Here is a 19542-nt window from a genome sequence, read left to right as displayed (position 1 = left end):
CGCCGAATCTCTCGGCGTACGGCGCACGACGCCGTGACATCGAGAGTGGAAATCTCTTTCCACTTTGTCCGCCAAATGCTGGTGAGCAGCACCCGCTTTGTCAAGCGCGCTGAACAGATACATAGACGACAGATAGGCCCGGCAGGTGCGTGCGACGAAAACACCAACTTCCGTGTCATGAACAGGAATCGAGCTTGAGGTCCGTATTGCGGAACTCTTTCCGCGCTGTATTCGAGCCGAGCCCGGACCTGGCTGTGTCCGCCCACTCATGGAAGCGCCCTGGAACCCGGCGAGGGCGCGCTCTGTCTCGGGAGCGGAAAGTAGACTTCCGCCCGGCGGATCAACGGCGGGAGTGAACACGATGCAGGTCCTGATCAGGTCGCTCCGCGTTCTGCGACTGCTGACCGGCGAAGCTCGTGGACTTCCGATGGGTGAGATCGCCGCACGTCTCGACATGCCGGTACCCAGCACGCATCGAATCCTGGCGGTGCTGGAGAGTGAGCGGTTCGTGACCCGGTCACCGTCCAACCGGCGATACTTCCTCGGCCCGGTTGCTCGTGAGCTCTCCGGTAACGATCTGGCCAGGGAGTCCCCGCTCGTCACCCCACACCCAGCGGTGGCGGCCGCCAGCCGGTCCAGCGGCGAGACCGTGTTCCTGGCCGAGCTGGTCGGCACCCGGGTCGTCTGTCTGGCGCTTGCCCAGTCGGAGCATCCGTTGCGGCTTTTCGTCCGGGTCGGCCAGGAGATGCCGCTGCACGCCGCGGCGTCGGCGAGGGTGCTGTTGGCGGGGAGGTCCAGCGCCGAGGCTCGCGCCCTCCTCGCCGGGCGCATCCCACTGACCCCGTTCACCTCGGACACCCCGGCCGACATCGATCAGGTGATCAGCCGGCTGGCCCTGGTGACCGCCCGAGGTTACGACATCTGCGACGCCGAGCTGGAGCTCAACGTCTGGTCGGTGTCCGCACCGATCCGTTCCTCGACCGACGAGGTCGTCGCCTCGGTGACCCTTGCCGCACCCCGCCACCGGGTGGCGGATCAGGACACCCGTGACGAGGCCCTGCGCACCGTGCTCTCGGCCGCCGCCGAGATGTCGGCTGACCTGGGGTGGTCTGGTGCCCCGGCCCCAGCCGCCCGCCTTGCCCCCTCGGAGTGACGGATAGAGTTTGGAAAGAGATTTCCATTCCACTCAGAGTAGGGAACCGAATCGATGGCGGCGGTCAAACCGATCGAGGTCGTGATCCGTTCGGTCGACGTGCTCAACACCATCGCGTCCGCGCGATCCGGCCGCACGCTGCAAGAGCTGCACGACGATCTGGACATTCCGTTCGCCAGCCTGCACCGCATCCTGGCGACGCTCAGTCAGTGCGACTATCTTCGACGTTCACCGGTGACCAGACGCTACTTCTTGGGGGCCGCCGCGCGCACACTCACCAGCTCGCCGAGCACCCGCCTCGTCCAACCACCGCCGGCACTGACCGAACTCGCCGCCGAGACCCGCGAGACCGCGTTCCTCACCGAGCTGGTCGGTGACATCCCGGTCTGCATCTCTCTCGTCGAGGCCGAGCACCCCCTCCGACTGTTCGTCCACATCGGCCAGCACATGCCATTGCACGTCGCAGCGTCGAGCCGGGCGATACTTGCCCACCTCGACGAGGAGGTCGCCCGGACGCTGCTCTCCGCCTCGACACCCCTCGTCGGCTACACCGAAGGCACCCCCCGCGAGGTCGAGGACGTCATGCAACTTCTGAAAGAAGTCCGTGAACGGGGCTACGCCACCTGCGACAACGAGCTGGATCCCGATGTCTGGGCGGTCTCGGCTCCGATCTGGCACGGGGACGACCAGGTCACCTCGAGCATCACCGTCACCGCTCCCGCACCACGGGTCGCGGACCCCCGCACCAAGACCCACGCCACCCAGGCGGTTCTCCGCGCCTCCGCCACGCTGTCAGCCGAGCTCGGCAGCCGCAAGCATGGGTTCCCGGTCGACTGACTGACGCTGCCTGGGCGACCTCCAGGATGGTGGTCAGCCACCGGCATGGCCACCCCGGCGAGTGACTGCCCCAGACCGCACGCCGGGCGCACAGGAGGCCACCCCGTAGAGGGGAGACGCCGAGCAGCCTGATGACACGCCACCGGGTCGAAGCCGGCACCGGCACTGAGCAGGATTCCTGCGCCAAGTGGCGCTATTCCACCTACCCTTATCTATCCCTACCAACCTTCGCCGACCGACGGCCACGTCAGAAATGAGCCGTACAGCGTCTCGACCATCAGCGCAGACCGACCAGGACGGCAGGATTCGGTGCAGCTTCATCAACTTCGCTACGCAGTCACCATCGCCGAGGAGGGCAGCTTCACGCAGGCCGCCGAGAAGCTGCTCATCGCTCAGCCGTCCCTTTCGGTACAGATCAAGAAACTCGAGCAAGAACTGGGCGTGCGCCTTTTCGAACGCCATGGGCGGCGAGCCGTGCCGACCAGTGTCGGCGAGCTCTTCCTCGCGCGCGCCACTCACATCCTCGCCCAGGTGACGGAGCTACGCGACCAGATGCGCAAGGCGCGTGACGTCCATCTGGGCAAGGTCGCCCTGGGGGTACTCCCCAGCGTCGGCACAGGTCTGCTACCCGGAGTGCTGCGGTCCTATCGCCAGGCCCATCCGCGGATCGAGATCACCACTGTCGAGCAGGACCTGGACGCCTCCGCCGAGTTCCAGCGACGCGTCTATCGGGGAGAGCTCGACCTCGCCGTGGTTCGAGCGTCGGGCAACCTGCCGAGCCTCACCGCCGAACTGCTGCTCGCCGAGCCCATCGGGGTCTTGTTTCCGCCAGGTCATGCCCTGGGGGAACAGAACTCGGCTTCGCTCAACGATCTCGTCGAAGAGGAGTTCGTCGCGCTGCGATCCGGCGGTGGTCTTCGAACATTGATGAACGAGATGTGCGATCGGGCCGGCTTCTCGCCGAACGTCGCCGTCGAGACCGGACAGCTGTCGATGCTGTGGCGAATGGTGAACGTCGGTATGGGTGTCGCGGTCGTTCCCCGGCTCGCCGCCGGAGACCTGGACTGCTGGGTGGCGCTCCGCGACCCGTTCGCCCGCAGAGAGCTGCGGGTGATATGGCGATCGTCCGAGCCACTCTCCCCTTCGGCCCGGGCATTCCGAGAGGTGCTCTTCGCACACGCGGCGCAGTGGTCGAATCAGTTCCCTCCCCTGCCCACCCGCTAGGACCGGATGTGCCCGGCAGTCGGTCGCGCCGCCCTCGTCGCGCTCGTCTCCTCGGTTCGTCCCCGCTCGCCGTCCCAGCGCACGGTGTGCTCCGGCGCCATCCCGAAGAGGTCCAGAGCGCGGTGCACGGTGTGGTCGACGATCTCACCGATCGACCCTGGCCGCGTATAGAAGGCCGGAACCGGCGGCATCAGCGTGACGCCCGCCATCGCGCACTCGGCCATCAGCCGGATGTGCCCCGCGTGCAACGGCGTTTCCCGGAGCAGGAGCACCACCGGGCGCCGCTCCTTCAGGCACACGTCCGCTGCCCGCACGATCAAATTGTCGTCGAACGAGTTCGCCACGCCGGAAAGCGTCTTCACACTGCACGGTGCGATCAGCATTCCGGCGGTCCGAAAACTTCCGGACGAAATCGACGCACCCAGGTCGTTGTCGCTGTGCACGACGTCAGCCAATGCCTTCACCTGGTCGATGGAGTAATCGGTCTCGTGGACGAGTGTGGCACGACCGGATTTACTCACTATCACATGCGTTTCCACGTCGAGAAGGTCGCGACACACCTCTAGTGCGCGAATCCCGTAGATCACGCCGGAGGCGCCCGTGATTCCCACGATCAAACGTTTCAGCTCACCCATCATCGCCTCCAGCCGACATGGGCGCAAGCGTACCCAGGTAAATCGAGAACTCAGCGTCCAATCTCATATCAGCTGGCTGAACTACCCATAGCCGGGACGATATGGACAGCACCCCCGTCGGACTGCACAGTTGTCTCGAACGTCGCCAACGTATGCCGACGTCCCACACTGGAGGATTGCCGATGCCCTGGAGCGCAGAAGCAGAGGCCTACACGTCCGGGCAGCGTTGGATCATCCTGATCTCCGCGGTGCTCGGATACGTCACCGACGGCTACAACCTGCTGATCCTCACCTTCGCGCTTCCCTCCATCACCACCGGTCTCGGAATATCCGCGCAACAAGCCGGCACTGTCATCACATTGCAACTCGTAGCCTCTATCGTCGGCGGGGCATTATTCGGACGTATCGCCGATTCTCTCGGCCGAAAAAGGGCGCTCTCCTGGAGCATTGCGCTATTCTCTGTCGGCGCTCTGCTCTCCGCTTTCTCCTGGAACTATTCGACGCTGCTTCTCACGCGCTTCCTCGCCGGTATCGGCCTCGGCGGAGAGTGGGGCGTGGGGATGGCCCTGTTCAGTGAGGCCTGGACGAGACACCGTGGCCTGGGTGCCGCGGTGATCCAGAGCTCGTTGCCGATCGGCAGCCTGCTTGCCGGAGTCGTCACAGCATCCATCATCTCCGACTGGGGACCGAACGGGTGGCGGGTGAGCCTGGCGACGGGTTGTCTGCCCATCCTGCTCTGCGTCGTCATCCGACTGTGGATGCCGGAATCCAGAGCTTGGCTCGCCAGCAGAACTCGCCACGCGGCCAATGGCGATTCGGCCGCGAACCTGCTCCAGGTACTGCGTGACTCGAAAGCCACAACTCGGTGGCTGCTCGCATTCGGACTCGTTCTCGGCTACATGATTTCCTTCTACAGCGTCACGTCGTGGATGCCGACCTTCATCGTCCGTTCATTCCACGAAGGGCCCGCTGTCTGGCAAGAAGTCAATACATTCGCCGTGTGGGTCGTCATACCGCTCAAGATCGCGATCGGTCTCTGGGGTGACCGTGTCGGGAGGAAAGTCGCCTCACTGGTACCCGCCGCGTTCACCCTGGCCGGGTCGATCGGAATCGTCCTCGTCGGTCTGAGCCCGGATCGAATCTTTCCCGGAAGCATCTGGACGTGGTCCCTGTTCTGGATGTTCTTCCTGTGGAGCATGGGAAACGCCCAATCCTCGCTCATGGGCGCATGGCTTCCGGAAAGCTTCGAGACACGGATTCGTGCCACTGCGACCTCCACCGCGTACATGTTCGGCCGGGGAGGTTCCGCACTCGCGCCGAGCGCCGTGGCGTTCTTCGCTGCCGACAACCTCGGGTTGGGAATGGGCGTCGCCAGCATTGTCGGCGTCATCCTCTTCACCATGTGCGCTGTTCTGCTCCCGGAAACGAACTCGACACAGGACCTGGCAGACGACCGTTTGGTCACGACCCCGAAGGGCAACGATGACGACTTCTGAGGTACCGCCGCGTACATCGAGCAGCAGGACCGCGGACACACACAGCGGCACGCCGCCGACCACCGCCGACCTGAGGACCGCGCTCGCGGACCTGGAACGGAACGGCGAGCTCGCCACGGTGTCGACCGAGGTCCACTGGAACCGTGAGCTCGGCGCGATCAGCCGGGTCGCCCTTCAACGGAGCGCCCCGGCGCTCGTGTTCGACAACATCACCGACTACAACTCGACGACCGCCCTCGGCCACAAGGTCACGACCAACCTGCTCGCCAGCCACCGCAGAATGGCGATTCTTCTGGGCCTCGACCCGAACACCGCCTACCCCCGGTTGGTGGAGCACGTCCGTGAACACAACGGCAAGGGGATCGCCCCGGTCACCGTCGAGGCCGGGCCCGTTCAGCAGAACATCGTCCGAGGTCACGACGTCGACCTGACCTCGCTCCCGGTTCCGCACTGGCACTATCTCGACGGCGGCCGATACATCAACACGTTCGCGGCCGTGGTGACCCGCGACCCCGACGACGGACAGCTGAACCTGGGCGTCTACCGCGGCATGATCGTCGGACGGAACCGCATTGCGACATTGATGGTTCCGAGCCAGGGGTGGGGTCGCCATTGGGCGAAGTGGATCAAGCGGGGCGAACCGATGCCCGTCGCATGTGTGTACGGCTGGCACCCGGTGATGGACATTCTCGCCGGCAGCCCGATCCCTCACGGCGTCTCGGAGTACGACGTCATGGGCGGCTACCTGGGAGCACCCGTCCCACTCGTGGACTGCCAGACGGTCGACCTGAAAGTTCCCGCGACCGCCGAGATCGTCGTCGAGGGATTCGTCTCCCCCGACCAGGAGGACTACGAATGGGAGGGACCGTTCGGCGAGTTCACCGGATACGTCAGTGACGTCCCGAAGCGCCGGCCCGCCATCGAGGTCTCCTGTATGACACATCGAGACGACCCGATCTTCCGGGGCACGTTGGAGGGCTCGCTGCCCGGCTCAGCCGGGGAGAACAGCTGCTTGTCCTCGGTACAGCGAGCCGGAATCGCCTGGGCAACGCTGGAGACCGCGGGCGTGCCCGGAATCTCCCAGGTGTACATCCATCCGGTCACGAACGGGACCACCATCGTCGTACAGATCGACAAGGTTCACGAGGGCCACGCGAAGATGGTCGCGGCCGCGCTGTGGAGCAGCAACGCCGCCCTGTACCGGTACAAGTACGTGATCGTGGTCGACACCGACGTCGACCCGTCCGACTACTCAGCGATCGACTGGGCCATCGCCTACCGCGTGCAACCGGGTAGCGACGACGTCGTGGTCTTCCCGGGGAGCTTCGGCTCACCCATCGATCCGAGCACGCCCCTCGAACATCGAGAGGTCAGCAAGCTCGGGTCCGGGCTCTGGAACCGAGTGCTGATCGATGCCACCAAGACCTTCCGCTACGAGCCACAAGAGGCATGGGGCGGCCGCTCGTTCCCACCCACCGTGCAGCCGGCCCAAGAAGACCTCGATCTCGTCCACACGAGATGGAGCGAATACGGCATCGACTGACGGAAACCTGCTCGACTCCGGCAGTCAACGTGCCCGTCTTGATCGGCATGGCCGCAGCGTACGAGTTCTGGCCTGAACGTTCCACAGCTCACGGCTCACAGCAACCAGGACACGTGCTGCCTGGGTGCGGCGCACCCAGGCAGCACGTGTCCTGGTTGGACATCGACCTCGCGGCGACGCTGGTGGCATGAACGGTGAACGGGTGAACGCGGCCGGGGACGACGGACTGGAAGGAAAGGTTGCCGTGGTGACCGGCGCGGCTCGTGGGGTGGGTCGGGCGACGGTCGGTTGGCTGTGTGCTCGCGGAGTACGGGTTGTCGCCGAGGACCTGCGGCCGCAGGTTGCACAGCTCGCTGAAGCGGCCCCGGTGGTCGCTCTCGTGGGAGACGTGGCGCTGGAGGAGACCGCCCGACGGGCCGTCACGATGGCGGTGGAGACGTTCGGTCGGCTGGACATCCTGGTCAACAACGCTGGCCGGACGGTGAACAAGCCGTTGACCGAGACCACCGTCGCGGACTGGGACGGGCTGATGGCCGTCAACGCCCTCGGCGCCTTCCTCCATGCGCGGGAAGCCTTCCGGGCCATGCGTGAGCGGGGCACGGGCGGCGCGATCGTCAACGTCGGGTCATATACCTGCACGGTCGCGCTACCCGAGGGATCGGCCTACAGCGCTTCGAAGGGAGCGCTGGCCCAGCTGACCAAGGTCATCGCGCTGGAAGGTGGGCCGCACGGCATCCGGTCGAACGTGGTCGCGCCGGGAGTGGTCGAGACGGACCTGCTCGACGACTTCCGCGAGGACAGCCGCGCCTACCTGCGTTCGTTCGGCCACCTGCATCCGCTGGGCCGAGTAGCCCGGCCGGAGGAGATCGCCGAGGTGATCGGCTTTCTGGCCTCGGACCGATCGAGCTTCATGACCGGCGCCGTCGTCGCCGTCGACGGCGGCTTCACCGCCGCCTGAACGACCCCGGCACACCGTCCCCAGCACAGATCGAGAATCGGAGTAGTCATGGCCGGCAGGCTCGACGGCAAGGTCGCACTCATCACCGGCGCCACCGGGGGTATCGGCGCGGCGACGGCTGAACTGTTCGCCCGTGAAGGCGCCCGGCTCGTGCTCACGGATCGATACGAGGTCGCGCTCGAGAACCTCGCGGCGCGACTGACCGAGCACGGGGCGGAGATTCTCACGGCGCGGCTGGACGTGTCCTCAGCGCAGAACTGGTCGGACGCCGTCACGGCGGTGCGCGAGCGGTTCGGTGCCCTGCACGTACTGGTCACGCTCGCGGGTGTCGTGGACTGGCCGGGTATCGAAGCCACCACCGAGGACGGTTGGGACCACGTCATCGCGGTCAACCAGACAGGAACCTGGCTGGCCATGCGTGCGGTGATGCCGCTGCTGCGGGAGAGCACGAACGCCTCGATCGTCACCACCTCATCGGTTCTGGGGCTCATCGGCAGCGGCGCCGCCGCGGCGTACCAGGCGAGCAAGGGCGCGGTGCGACTGCTGAGCAAGACCGCCGCGGTCGAGTACGCGACGCGAGGAGTGCGGGTCAACTCCGTACATCCCGGGGTCGTGGCCACACCGATGATCCAGCACATCCTCGACGAACAGGGTGACCGGCAACCCGACATCGCGCGTACCCCGATGCGCCGGGCGGCCCGACCGGAGGAGATCGCTCCGGCGTATCTGTTCCTGGCCTCCGACGAGTCGTCCTACATGACAGGTTCGGAACTGGTGATCGACGGCGGCATGACCGCCCACTGAGCCGGTCCGACGGGCTGGGCCGTCTCGCCGGCGACCGTCGGCCGAGCGAGCAACGCGAGCCGCTCGGCGCTGACCGATCCCGGTTCGGCCTGATAGACGATCAGCTGCTGGTCAGGGCTCGCCCTGACCTCCAACGTCTCATAGGTCAGGGTCAGGATTCCCACGTCCGGATGATGGAACTGCTTGGGCGCCCGGGACTTGGCGCGCACGTCATGGCCCGCCCACAAGGCGCTGAACTCCGCGCTGCCCTCGGCAAGGGTCTCGATCAGCCTCGCCAGTCGAGAGTGATCAGGGATGACCCCGGTGGCATGCCGCAGGTTCGCGACGACGGCGTGCGCATTTCGTGTCCATTGTGGATAGAAATCGCGGGCCCTCGGCTCCAGGAACGTCAGGCGCGCCAGATTGTCCAGTTCACGCAGCGGTGAGTAGAGGGCCCGCGCGAGGCGGTTGGCCGCCAACACGTCCAGGGCGAGATCCAGCACGATCGCGGGGCTCTCGGTGTGGGCGTGCACCAGCTGCACCAGCCGCGGGCTGACCGTGCTCAGCTCCGGGAGCGGGCGCCGAGGTGGCCGGTTCCCGGCGAGCCGATAGAGATGGTCGCGCGCATCGTCATCGAGCAGGAGCGCACGTACGAGCGCGGCCAACATCTGCGACGACGGCGCCCGCTCGCGGCCCTGCTCCAACCGTGTGTAGTAGTCGACATTGACACCGGCGACGACCGCGACCTCCTCACGACGCAGCCCCGCCACCCGCCTCGCCCCCGACGACGCGAGCCCCAGGTCATCCGGCGACACAGCAGAGCGCCGCGCACGGAGGAACTCGCCAAGACCGTTGTTCGACACACCACGAGAGTAAGGCGCGACGCCGACCGTGTCGCAGGTCGACGTCACCGATGACGTCAGCGCCGGCCGTGCCGGCTCCGGTAGGCCGCGACGCTGGCGCGGTGCGCGCAGGTTCGGGTGCAGTACTGCTTCGAGCCGTTGCGCGAGAGGTCCACGTAGGTGGCCCGGCAGCGCGGCCCGGAGCACACGCCGAGACGAGTCGGACCGAGCGTGGCGATCACCGAGGCCAGCGCGCTGAGCGTGGTCGCGGCGAGGTGCGCGGCGCGGCGGTCGGTGTCGGAGGTGACCTCGATCCACCAGCGGTCGTGGTCATGGCGCAGTGCCGGGGTGGCGTGGGCGCCGCGCAGACCGTCGTTGAGCAGGGCCGCGGCCCCGACCGCGTCGGTGCCGGCTCGTTCGAGCACGCCGCGCACCGTCTCGCGCAACGCGCGGACCTCCGCCAGGTCGGCATCGGTCAGACGTCGGTCCGCGGCCGAACTCGGCGGCTCGCCCGGTCCGGCCAGGGGGTGGTCGTCGAGGAAGTGCCGGAGCTGCTCGATGGTCTCGAGCGCGTCCTCACCCTTGATCGGCATCAAGGTGTTGGCCAGATCGACGGCCGTCTCGACCGCCGATGAGCTGTGACACGCATCTTGCATTTGACGTGTCTCCTCTAGATTCCGTAGCGTGACACCCGTTGCCGCTTTCACGTGTCACAACATACCCGGATGGAGACGACGATGCCGCGGACGATCCCGTCTGAACGGGCCCTCGACGGCGAACCCGCCGACGCCCCGACCGGGCGCTGGCCGGGACTCGTCCTGGCGATGCTGGTGCTGCCGATGTACGTGGCGCTGGGGGCGCCGTCGGTGGCGCTGCCGGCGATCGGCCGCGCACTCGGGGTGCAGTTCGGGGCCACGGCATGGATCCTCGCGGCATGGTCGCTGAGCTCGGCGCTGGCGATGCCGGTCGCGGGTCGGCTGATGGCCAGGTGGAGCCCCTTCCGGGTACTGGTCGCCGGGGTCGTGGCACTCGCGGCGGGTTCCGCGCTCGCGGCGGTCGCCCCGACCCTGCCGGTGGTCATCATCGGTCGGCTGATCGGTGGCGCCGGGGCGGGCGCGACCGTGATCGCCGTCTTCGCCGCGGCCACCGCACTTCCCGGGCGGGAACGGCTGCGCGCGCTGGGGATGATCGCGGCCGCCAGCGCGACGGCGTCGGCGTGCGGGACCCTGTTGGGCGGGGCGGTCGTCGCGTGGCTGGGGTGGCGTGCAGTGCTCGCCCTCCCGGTCCTCGCGCTGCCCCTGCTGCTGGCCGCCGTGGCGAGTCGGCGCACGTTCACGCGGATCGGCCGCGGTGAGCGGGACGGCTCGGCCGGGCGACTCGACATCGTCGGGGCGGCCACGCTGTCGGTGTTCGCCGGCTCGTTGATCACGTTGTTGCAGGCGCACTCGGTCGGCCTACCCGCTCCGGTCACGCTCGTCGTGGCTGCCGCCGGGGCGCTCGCCGCCGTCGGGCTGTGGTGGCGCGTGCGGCGCACGCCCGACGGGTTCGTGCCTCGGCGGGTGATCGCGGCCCGCGGCTTCCCGGCTGCCGGGCTCGTCGGCGGGACCGTCTTCGCCGGCTACTACGGGGTGCTGTTCCTCGCCCCTTCCCTGATCGAGCAGGCCACCGGTGGTGGTGCCCTCGAAGCCGGCGCACTGCTGGTCCCGGCCGCCGCCTGCTCGGTGCTGGCGGGGCGGCTGGCCGGCGCCTCGACCGACAGGTTCACCGCGTGGCAGGTGCTGGCCGGGCTTGCCGCACTCGCCGTCGTCGGCGTGCTCGTGGTCGCGGTGTTCGACGGGCCGGTTCCGGTCGTCGTCGGGGCGGCGCTGACCGTGTGTGCGTTCGCCGGCGCCCAGGCCGTACTGGTGGGTCTCACACCGGAGCTGGTCGCCACGCGCGACCGCGACACCGCGCAGGGCCTGCTCAACTTCATGATCGTCCTCGGTGGCGGGATCGGTCCGGCCGCTGTCGCGGGGCTGTCCGCCGTCGTGTCCGTGCCGATGGCCCTCGCCGTGCTCGCGGCACTCCCCCTTGCCGGACTCGTCCTCAGCGTCGTCCGACGCCCAGGGCGCCGGACGTCCACCGCAACCTGACCACACCCACGCAGAACACCGATCCTCCCGAGAGAAGGAGCCCGCTGTGGCCGCCGAACCGTTCGTAGTCAGCATCACCGAAGCCGAGATCGCGGACCTGCGTGACCGGTTGCGCCGGACGCGGTGGCCCGAGCCCGAACCGGTGGACGACTGGTCGCAGGGACTGCCGCTGGCGTACGCGCGGGAGCTGTGCCGAAGCTGGGCCGAGGACTACGACTTCGGGTTCGCCGAGCGGCTGAACGTCTTCCCGCAGTACCGCGACACGGTCGACGGGCTGGGCATCCACTTCCTGCACGTCCGTTCACCCGAGCCGGACGCGTTCCCGCTGGTGCTCACGCACGGCTGGCCGGGTTCGGTGCTCGAGTTCCTGGAGGTCCTCGGCCCGCTGACCGATCCGCGCGCGCACGGCGGGGACCCGGCGGACGCGTTCCACGTGGTCGCACCGTCGCTGCCCGGCTACGGCTGGAGCGACAAGCCGACGACGACCGGATGGGGTGTCACGCGCATCGCGCGCGCCTGGGACACGCTGATGGTCTCGCTGGGTTATCAGCGGTACGGCGCGCAGGGCGGCGACTGGGGTTCGGCGGTGTCCGGCGCGTTGGGCGAGGTGGCGCCCGAGCGGGTCGCCGGCGTGCACCTGAACATGGGGTCCGTTGCGGCGGGCACGTTCGACGACCCGACGCCGGCGGAGCTGGCGAACCTCGAGGCCGAGAAGGAGTTCCAGCGCACCGGCCGGGGGTACTCGGGCCAGCAGGCGACGCGGCCGCAGACACTCGGCTACGGCCTCACCGACTCCCCGGCGGGCCAGGCCGCCTGGATCGCCGAGAAGTTCTGGGCCTGGACGGACAACAACGGCCACCCCGAGGACGCGGTGTCGCGCCAGAAGCTCCTCGACGAGATCTCGGTCTACTGGTTCACCGCGTCGGCCGCGTCATCGGCGCGCCTGTACTGGGAGAGCTTCGGCCGCTTCCGGGACAAGGTGACCGCGCCGTCCGGGCTGTCGGTCTACCCGCGCGACATCACCCGCCCGTCGCGGCGGGAGGCCGAGCTGCGGTTCACCGACCTGCGCTGGTTCGCCGAGCTGCCGCGAGGTGGTCACTTCGCGGCGCTGGAGCAGCCGGAGTCGCTGGTCGAGCAGGTGCGTGGGTTCTTTCGCCTCGTCCGCTGACCGTCCGTCCCGTCCCCCCGTCCTGTCTCAGGTACGCGGTGAGTGCATGGCCCACCGGAGACCGTGTACGAGGGTGTGGCAGGCGTAGTTGACGGCGGTGTCCTCGACGAGAGGCAGGTAAGGCAGCCGCAGGGGACTTCGCGCCCACGGCGGCAGAAGAGCCACCGCACCGGCGGCGATCACCGCGTAGGGCGCGCGTGCCAGGATGGGGAGCGGCGGTCGGTACAGCAGGAACCTGGCCGCCTCGCGTGCCGCCGGCGTCCCGCGCAGCTCGGGTCGATAGTCGGCGAGCGCGGCGCGCAGCTCGTATTCGTCGCGCGGCGGGTCGATCACACCGAGGGCGCCGGCGACGTGTGCGGTGTCGGCGACGTAGCCGTCGCGGTCGCTCTGGTCGAGGTGACCCGCGCCGTAGCGCTGATAGCTGCGCAGGAAACTGTCGACCTCCGCGATGTGAACCCATTTCAGCAGGTGGGGGTCACCGGCGCTGTAGGGAAGGCCGTCGGGGCTGAGCCCGTTGACGCGGGTGTGGATGGCACGGACGTGGTCGACGGCCTGTTGCGCGTCCGAGGCTGTGCCGTACGTGGTGACCGCGAGGAACGTGCTGGTCCGTTGCAGGCGTCCCCACGGGTCACCCCGGTAGTCGGAATGTCCGGCGACCCCGGCCATCGCGAGCGGATGCAGCGACTGGAGCAGAAGTGCGCGCAGACCGCCGATGAACATGGCCGCGTCGCCGTGGACCCGGCGTATCGGCCGGTCGGGCCCGAACCATCGGGGTCCCGGGCTGTCATGGATGCGGGCGCGGTTGCGTGGCCCGTCCGGCCCGGCGACCCTGGCGAACAGGCTCTCGCCGATCCGACCGCGCAACGCGGCGAGGTCAGGGACGCCGCCCGCCGCCAGCAGGGCGAGTGGTCGTGGAACGTGCTTCACCGAGTACCTCCCGCGCCGTGGTGCTCGGACAGCTCACGCGAGCCGGTGGCACGTTCGGCACAGCGCCCAGTGAGCCACCGGCCAGTCTACCGGAGCGCGGTCGCTCTCGAGGTCAGCCGGGACGGTTCGGGGCACGCAGTGCGCGGGCCGCGACGACCGCGCAGGCCATCACGATGATCAGGTAGCCGAAGGCGTACAGGGCGACCTCGCCGGAGGGGAACATGCAGGCGACGAGGAAGCAGGACACCAGCACCACCAGCTGCAGGCCGCGTTCGGTCCACACCACGGCTGCCAGCAGCGCCATGCCCCATGCGGGGTACCAGGGCAGCACTGCCGGGGCGCACACCACGAACAGCATGAGCAGCCAGGCGCCCCTGCGTACCGCTTCGACGCCGCCGACCCGCGCGGCCAGCCAGAGCTTGACCCCGCAGTACCCGAAGACCGGGATCGCCAGGATCCTCGGGACCGCGATGAACACGGTGTCCATCATTGGGCCGAACATCCAGGTCACGATGGTGTGCAACAACTGACCGACCGCGGTGGGCAGGGACATCCAGTTGATGATCGTGGTGGGCGCGCTCGACGCGGTCAGCCAGCCGAAGCCGAGGCCGGTGAGAACCGAGCAGGCGACCATGACGGCCGCGAAGACCGCGATGCCGGCGAGCCCGGCACGGATGATGCGCGCCCGTTCGCTGCCCTGTAGCCGGGCAGCCCACACCAGAACGAGGAAGGGCAGCAGGAACACCGCGGTGATCTTGACCGCCGCGGCGGCGGTGACCAGCGCGATGCCGACCGCGTGCCGACGGTTGAGCACCATCAGCGATCCGAGCGCGAGGAAACCCACGACGAGCAGGTCGTTGTGCGGACCGCCCACCAGAACGAAGACCATCACCGGGTTGGCGACGGCGACCCACAGTGCCATCGCCGGCCGGCCGCCGAGGTGCCGACACAGACCCGGGACCGCCGCGATGAACAGCGCAAGGCCGACCAACATGAGCAGCCGCATCGCGATCACGCCGGCGATCATGTTCTCGCCGGTCACCGCGACGACGGCCTTGGCGAGACCGACGAACAGCGGTCCGTACTGCGCCGGTGTGGCGTTCCAGAACCAGTGCACGTTGTCCGCGATCGGACCGGTCAGCACGTTCGGGACGGCCACGTACGGGTCGAGGCCCTTCAAGGCCACCGCGCCGTTCGCCAGGTAGCTGTAGGGATCCCTGGTGAACAGCGGCGGGGCCACCACGATGGGCGCGAGCCACACCAACGACGTGCTCAGGACCGCTCGGCCGCCGGCCCGCCGGGCCAGTACGTCGCGCCCCAGCAGCACCCACGCCCACACCGACAGCGCCAACCCGAGATAGGTGGCCATCACCGCCAGGTTGTAGCCGTGGCCGAACCGCCACGCCGAGAAGATCGTGCCGGACAGCACCGGGTCGTGGCGCAGCACACCGGCCGCGCCGACACCACCCACCGCCACGGTCGCGCTGCCCAGGAGACCGAGCAACAGGGGCGCGCGGCCGGGACTGCCGGACCAACGTTGCCACCAGCCGTACCTCACGACGGGTGTGCCCATCGCCTCGGGAGCGAGGGGCTCGACAGGGGCGCTCGACAGCTGCGGTTGCGAAGTCATCTCGCCGGTTATGGTCGCATCGGCTCCGCCGGCCACTCTTCCGGGGCAGACCAGCGCGGAAAGTTGGCGGAGAACTCGAACGGGTCGTCGCCCCGAGGGCCCGGGTCGGGAGACCGTCCGGGAGGTTCAGCTGATGAACTTCTCGGTGCCCAGCACACCGAGCAGCTGCAGCTTGTCGAATGCCTCCGAGCGCGGCGCGGCGGTGAGCACCAGCAGCGCCTGCGACTGGTCCTCGGTGAACAATGCCTGGCAGTCCACCTCGATCTCGCCGAGCTGCGGGTGGACGAGCACCTTGTGGTCCTCGAAGCGCTTCGTGACCTCGTGCCGTCCCCAGATGTCGGTGAACTCGACGCTCCGCCGCAGCAGCGCCCGCACCAGCTCACCTGCCCGCGACCTCGGGCCCATCGCGGCGTGCGCGGCGCGCAGGTTCGCCACCTGGGCACGGCTCTGTCGGTCGCGCTCGTGCTCGGGGTAGATCAGCCGCTCGTCGGGGTCGGTGAACCAACGGTAGATTCCGCTGCGGGCGAGACCGGTGAACCGTGACGAGTCGCCGAACAGTGCCTCGGCGAACCGGTTCTGCGCCAGGGTCTCGCCGAGGTTGGACAGGATCAGCGCTGGCGTGTCGGTCAACCGGTCCAGTACCCGCCGCAGCGCCGGCGCTACGTGCGTGGCGGCGACCCTCGACGCGGGGGCGTTGCGACCGGCGACCTGGAACAGGTAGTCACGCTCGTCGCTGCTCAGCCTGAGCCCTCGGGCCAGTGAGGCCAACATCTGCTCGCTCGGTTGCGGGCCGCGTTGCTGTTCCAAGCGCGTGTAGTAGTCCGTCGACATGGCGGCCAGCGACGCGACCTCCTCCCGCCGCAGCCCGGCCGCGCGCCTGCGCGCGCCCACCGGCAGGCCGACGTCCTCGGGCGTCAGCGCTTCCCGCCGACGGCGCAGGAAGGCCGCAAGTTCCGCACGATCCACCCGACCAGTATGGGCGGACGTGCCACTGCCAACCAGGGATCGCCGATCCCCCGATGAACGGTCTCTGCCGCCCGCTTTCGCGCGGATCGAGACTCGGCGCATGGACATCACCGGAAACACCGTCTTCATCCCGGGCGCCACCAGCGGCCTCGACTTGCACTCGCCCTCGCTCTGCACGAGCGCGGTAACACCGTGATCGTCGGTGGCCGCCGCACCGAGTTGCTGGAGAGGATCGCGGCGGAGCACCCCGGCGTCGAGACCGTCCGCATCGACACCACCGAGGCCGGCAGCATCGAGGCGGCGGCCAAGGACGTGATCGCCCGCTTCCCCGATCTCAACGTGCTGATCACCATGGCCGGCATCATGCGGGTCGAGGACTGGCACCGCCCGGAGACGTTCCTGGAGTCTGCCGAGCACGTCGTGACGACCAATGTTCTCGGTCCGATCCGGCTGATCGCCGCGTTCGTCGAGCACCTCCGGGCCCGGCTGGACGCGACGATCATGACCGTCTCGTCGGGTCTCGCCTTCACGCCGCTCGCGGCGACACCGAGCTACAACGCGTCCAAGGCCGCCATCCACATGCTCAGCGAGTCGCTGCGCCTGCAGCTCTCCGGCAGCTCGGTGCGCGTGGCCGAGCTGGAGCCGCCCTCGGTGCGGACGGACCTCCTGCCCGGCCAGGCGGACAACGACGCCGCGATGCCGCTCGACGAGTTCATCGCCGAAGTCATGAGCATCATCGAGACGCGACCCGACGTCCGTGAGATCCAGGTCGAGCGGGTGAAGTTCCTGCGCTACGGCGAGGCCAGGGGCGACTACGACGAGGTCGTCTCGACCCTCAACGCAGCCGACCCCATGGTTCACCGCAGGGTGCGGTAGACCTGCTTCTCCACGTCTCGGCACACGCCCAGAATGGCCGGGTCGGCGAACGGCACGAACTGGCTGTATATCGCGCCCGTGAGGTCGGAGCCGGGATCGACCCAGAAGTAGGTGTTGAACAACCCGGCCCAGGAGCCGCTTCCCGGCGACCGGTACCCCGGTTCCTGCTCGGTGGTGAGCAGAACCCCGTATCCCCACTTCAGTCCGCTGGGTCCGTCCCAGGTGGAGGCGACCACGGGGTCGGCCGTCGGGATGTGCGCGGGGAAGCTCAGCGTGCCCAGCTGATTTCTGAACATCGACTCGACGGTCGCCTGTCGAAGGACGGCCGAGCCGTCGAGGGAGCCGCCGTTGAGCAGGGCCCGCTGCAGCCGGAGGAAGTCGTTCGGGGTGCTGTAGAGGCCGTGTCCGCCGGAGTACCAGGGCGGCGGTTGCGGTAGGTCGAGGTCGATCGCCTGCCACCCACCGTCAGGGGTCCTCGCGTGCAGGGGCACCAGACGATTCCGGGCCTCGGCATCGGGAGTGAACGTGGTGTCGGGCATCTTGAGCGGTTCGAACACCTCGCGCCGGAAGTAGTCGTCGAGGGAGGTTCCGCTCGCCTTCTCCACCACCTGGCCGAGCCAATCCGTACTGATCCCGTACTCGAAGCGCTCGCCGGGGTCGGCGACCAGCGGAGCGGAGAAGAAGCCGTCACGGTCACCACCGAGGGCGTTGGCGGTCCCGGTGAGCGTCTCCCAGCGCTGGATATCGGCGTTCCAGAACCAGTAGCCGAGGCCACTGGTGTGGGTGAGGAGCTGGCCCACCGTGGCGCGACGCGCGGGCGGCCGCATCCGCGGGCGATCGCCGTCGAATCCGTCGAGCACGGTGAGGTCGGCGAATCCGGGCAGGTAGGCGTCCACCGGATCGTCGAGGTCCAGGTTGCCGCGCTCGACCTGCTGCAGCGCCGCGACAGTGGTGACGATCTTGGTCATGGACGCGATCCGGAACAGCGAATCAGGTGCCACCGACTCGCACCCGCCCGGCGTCACGGAGCCCGCCGCGCCCGCGTACACGGTGCCGGAACGATCCGTGACCGTGGCGACGATGTGCGGCACCGCCTCCTCGGCCACCGCATCCCGCAGGACGCGGTCGATGTCCGACGTGCTCACAGTGGCCTCCCGGTCACGTTGTCATCCGCTGGAACCGGTGCGCGCTCACCAGCGCCTAGGCCTGGGCGGCGTCGAGGCGCGCGAACCATGCTGCCTCCTCGGCCTCGGTGGGTTCAGGCAGGATGTAACCGGCCTCCATCGCCCATTGCGCGGGCACATCGAGCACGGCGACCAGGATGCTCATCCGGGACGCCCCGGTGAGCTCGGCGTAGAAGTCGAACAGCCGCGTGATGATCGCGTGACGGACCGACGGTGCCCGCCCGGCGCGGATCTGACCTCGGATGATGTGCGGCGTGGCCTCGGCGCCGGCGGTGTAGGAGTGGCCGGCCGGTAGTTCCGGGAAGACGACCTGCACGAACGCGGCCGGGGAGCCGGTCTCCTCGGTGTGCACCTTGGTGATCTCGGCGGCCAGCGCGCTCCGCTTCTCGGCATCGAGCGTGCCCTGGGTCGTGAGTACTTCGTAGACCGGCATATCGCGCCCTTTCGTTCACTCTGAGACGGGTCCACCTCTCGCTCGACGGCCGGACCGACCCTGCCGCCGCGAGAACTAGGTATGCCTACAGACATAATCATCAAACCAGGGACGAGACCAGACGGGTCACCCAATCCAGCTATGCCTACTGGCATATCATCATGGAATGGGGCTTCGCGCAGACACCCGTGACCGGATGGTCGCCGGCGGGCTGGAGTTGGTCCGGCGCAACGGCTACAGCGCCACGTCCTTCCGGGACGTCTGGACCCTCACCGACACGCCACGCGGCTCGGTGTACTTCCACTTCCCCGGCGGCAAGGAGGAACTCGGCCTGGAAGTGATCGACAGACACAACCAGGCCTGGCTCTCCCTGATCCACCGCGCGGCCGACAGGTCGGACTCGGCAGGCTCCTTCCTGGGCGGGCTCGCCGACGCGATCGCGGTGGACATGGGGAAATCCGACTTCGAGCTGGGCTGCGCCGTGCAGGCGGTGGCCGTGGAGATGTCCGCGAGCTCCGAGACGCTGCGCCAGGCAACCGCCGACTGCTACCGGCAGTGGACCGACGCCGTGGCCCAGCGGCTGCAGGACTTCCAGGTGGCACCCGAACGGTCACGCGTACTCGCCAACGCAACCGTCACCGCTCTCACCGGCGCGCTGACCGTTGCGCGGTCCCTGCGCAGCACACAGCCGTTCGACCAGGTCGCCGACGTGCTGCGCGAGCTCGCGTGCGCACTGAGATGACCGTCGGCGAGGC

General features: G+C 68.4%; 19 protein-coding genes. 11 read left to right on the top strand and 8 right to left on the bottom strand.

Annotation, left to right across the window (positions count from 1 at the left end; genetic code table 11):
* Positions 1–361 precede the first annotated feature (361 nt).
* From G406_RS0132460 to G406_RS0132450, 3 genes are all read left to right on the top strand, one after another.
* Complete coding sequence (locus G406_RS0132460; RefSeq protein WP_051343056.1) at positions 362–1153, top strand: IclR family transcriptional regulator; 792 nt, start codon at positions 362–364, stop codon at positions 1151–1153.
* Between the two features lie 54 nt (positions 1154–1207).
* Positions 1208–1990, top strand: a complete 783-nt coding sequence (locus tag G406_RS0132455; RefSeq protein WP_028937025.1) for an IclR family transcriptional regulator — start codon at positions 1208–1210, stop codon at positions 1988–1990.
* 309 nt (positions 1991–2299) lie between these two features.
* The gene (locus G406_RS0132450) at positions 2300–3214 is read left to right on the top strand and encodes a LysR family transcriptional regulator (protein ID WP_028937024.1); all 915 of its coding nucleotides are present in this window, start codon (positions 2300–2302) and stop codon (positions 3212–3214) included.
* Here G406_RS0132450 and G406_RS51340 read toward each other — a convergent pair.
* A complete protein-coding gene (locus tag G406_RS51340; RefSeq protein WP_281172575.1) occupies positions 3211–3849 on the bottom strand; it encodes a UbiX family flavin prenyltransferase in 639 nt (212 codons plus the stop codon). The two genes, G406_RS0132450 and G406_RS51340, sit on opposite strands and share 4 nt — an antisense overlap.
* Positions 3850–4031: 182 nt before the next feature.
* On the opposite strand from G406_RS51340, the gene G406_RS0132440 reads away from it, so the two are divergent.
* From G406_RS0132440 to G406_RS0132425, 4 genes are all read left to right on the top strand, one after another.
* The gene (locus G406_RS0132440; RefSeq protein ID WP_028937023.1) at positions 4032–5345 is read left to right on the top strand and encodes an MFS transporter; all 1314 of its coding nucleotides are present in this window, start codon (positions 4032–4034) and stop codon (positions 5343–5345) included.
* Complete coding sequence (locus G406_RS51335; RefSeq protein ID WP_051342976.1) at positions 5332–6888, top strand: UbiD family decarboxylase; 1557 nt, start codon at positions 5332–5334, stop codon at positions 6886–6888. Before G406_RS0132440 ends, G406_RS51335 begins: the two co-directional genes overlap by 14 nt.
* Before the next feature lie 187 nt (positions 6889–7075).
* Complete coding sequence (locus G406_RS0132430) at positions 7076–7846, top strand: SDR family NAD(P)-dependent oxidoreductase (protein ID WP_037079504.1); 771 nt, start codon at positions 7076–7078, stop codon at positions 7844–7846.
* Positions 7847–7894: 48 nt separating this feature from the next.
* The gene (locus G406_RS0132425; protein ID WP_028937021.1) at positions 7895–8650 is read left to right on the top strand and encodes an SDR family NAD(P)-dependent oxidoreductase; all 756 of its coding nucleotides are present in this window, start codon (positions 7895–7897) and stop codon (positions 8648–8650) included.
* Here G406_RS0132425 and G406_RS51330 read toward each other — a convergent pair.
* Complete coding sequence (locus G406_RS51330) at positions 8599–9492, bottom strand: helix-turn-helix transcriptional regulator (protein WP_084216575.1); 894 nt, start codon at positions 9490–9492, stop codon at positions 8599–8601. The two genes, G406_RS0132425 and G406_RS51330, sit on opposite strands and share 52 nt — an antisense overlap.
* 56 nt (positions 9493–9548) lie before the next feature.
* On the bottom strand, positions 9549–10127 hold the full coding sequence (locus tag G406_RS0132415; RefSeq protein WP_028937020.1) for a CGNR zinc finger domain-containing protein: 579 nt from the start codon (positions 10125–10127) through the stop codon (positions 9549–9551).
* A gap of 81 nt (positions 10128–10208) precedes the next feature.
* Here G406_RS0132415 and G406_RS0132410 point away from each other — a divergent pair, with 81 nt between their 5' ends.
* Together G406_RS0132410 and G406_RS0132405 are read left to right on the top strand one after the other, a co-directional pair.
* The gene (locus G406_RS0132410; RefSeq protein ID WP_156935267.1) at positions 10209–11603 is read left to right on the top strand and encodes an MFS transporter; all 1395 of its coding nucleotides are present in this window, start codon (positions 10209–10211) and stop codon (positions 11601–11603) included.
* 46 nt (positions 11604–11649) lie between these two features.
* Positions 11650–12771, top strand: coding sequence for an epoxide hydrolase family protein (locus tag G406_RS0132405; RefSeq protein WP_028937018.1), 1122 nt, complete (start codon positions 11650–11652; stop codon positions 12769–12771).
* A 27-nt stretch (positions 12772–12798) separates the two neighbouring features.
* On the opposite strand, the gene G406_RS0132400 is transcribed toward G406_RS0132405, so the two are convergent.
* The 3 genes from G406_RS0132400 to G406_RS0132390 all read right to left on the bottom strand — a co-directional run bounded on the left by G406_RS0132400 (position 12799) and on the right by G406_RS0132390 (position 16294).
* Entirely contained in the window at positions 12799–13698 is a 900-nt protein-coding gene (locus tag G406_RS0132400; protein ID WP_245607289.1) for an oxygenase MpaB family protein, read from the bottom strand.
* A 112-nt stretch (positions 13699–13810) separates the two neighbouring features.
* Positions 13811–15328 (bottom strand): polyprenol phosphomannose-dependent alpha 1,6 mannosyltransferase MptB, encoded by a 1518-nt coding sequence (mptB, locus tag G406_RS51325; RefSeq protein WP_156935266.1) that lies wholly within the window; start codon positions 15326–15328, stop codon positions 13811–13813.
* Between the two features lie 126 nt (positions 15329–15454).
* Positions 15455–16294, bottom strand: a complete 840-nt coding sequence (locus G406_RS0132390) for a helix-turn-helix transcriptional regulator (RefSeq protein WP_028937016.1) — start codon at positions 16292–16294, stop codon at positions 15455–15457.
* A gap of 192 nt (positions 16295–16486) precedes the next feature.
* Between G406_RS0132390 and G406_RS51320 the strand changes: the two genes are divergently transcribed.
* Positions 16487–17170: an SDR family oxidoreductase gene (locus tag G406_RS51320; RefSeq protein ID WP_245607288.1), complete on the top strand. Its 684-nt coding sequence runs from the start codon at positions 16487–16489 to the stop codon at positions 17168–17170.
* On the opposite strand, the gene G406_RS51315 is transcribed toward G406_RS51320, so the two are convergent.
* Both G406_RS51315 and G406_RS0132375 read right to left on the bottom strand, forming a co-directional pair.
* The gene (locus G406_RS51315; RefSeq protein ID WP_037079500.1) at positions 17152–18315 is read right to left on the bottom strand and encodes a serine hydrolase domain-containing protein; all 1164 of its coding nucleotides are present in this window, start codon (positions 18313–18315) and stop codon (positions 17152–17154) included. The genes G406_RS51320 and G406_RS51315 overlap by 19 nt on opposite strands.
* 55 nt (positions 18316–18370) lie before the next feature.
* Positions 18371–18787, bottom strand: coding sequence for a tautomerase family protein (locus tag G406_RS0132375; RefSeq protein ID WP_028937015.1), 417 nt, complete (start codon positions 18785–18787; stop codon positions 18371–18373).
* A gap of 166 nt (positions 18788–18953) precedes the next feature.
* On the opposite strand from G406_RS0132375, the gene G406_RS51310 reads away from it, so the two are divergent.
* Positions 18954–19529: a TetR/AcrR family transcriptional regulator gene (locus G406_RS51310; protein ID WP_051342974.1), complete on the top strand. Its 576-nt coding sequence runs from the start codon at positions 18954–18956 to the stop codon at positions 19527–19529.
* Positions 19530–19542 lie beyond the last annotated feature (13 nt).

Source organism: Actinospineispora spinosispora DSM 44797 (genome assembly GCF_000429025.1).
Taxonomy (GTDB): Bacteria; Actinomycetota; Actinomycetes; order Mycobacteriales; family Pseudonocardiaceae; genus Pseudonocardia; species Pseudonocardia spinosispora.
The sequence above is the reverse complement of the archived record's forward strand: the minus strand, read 5'-3'. Positions and strand labels throughout refer to the sequence as shown.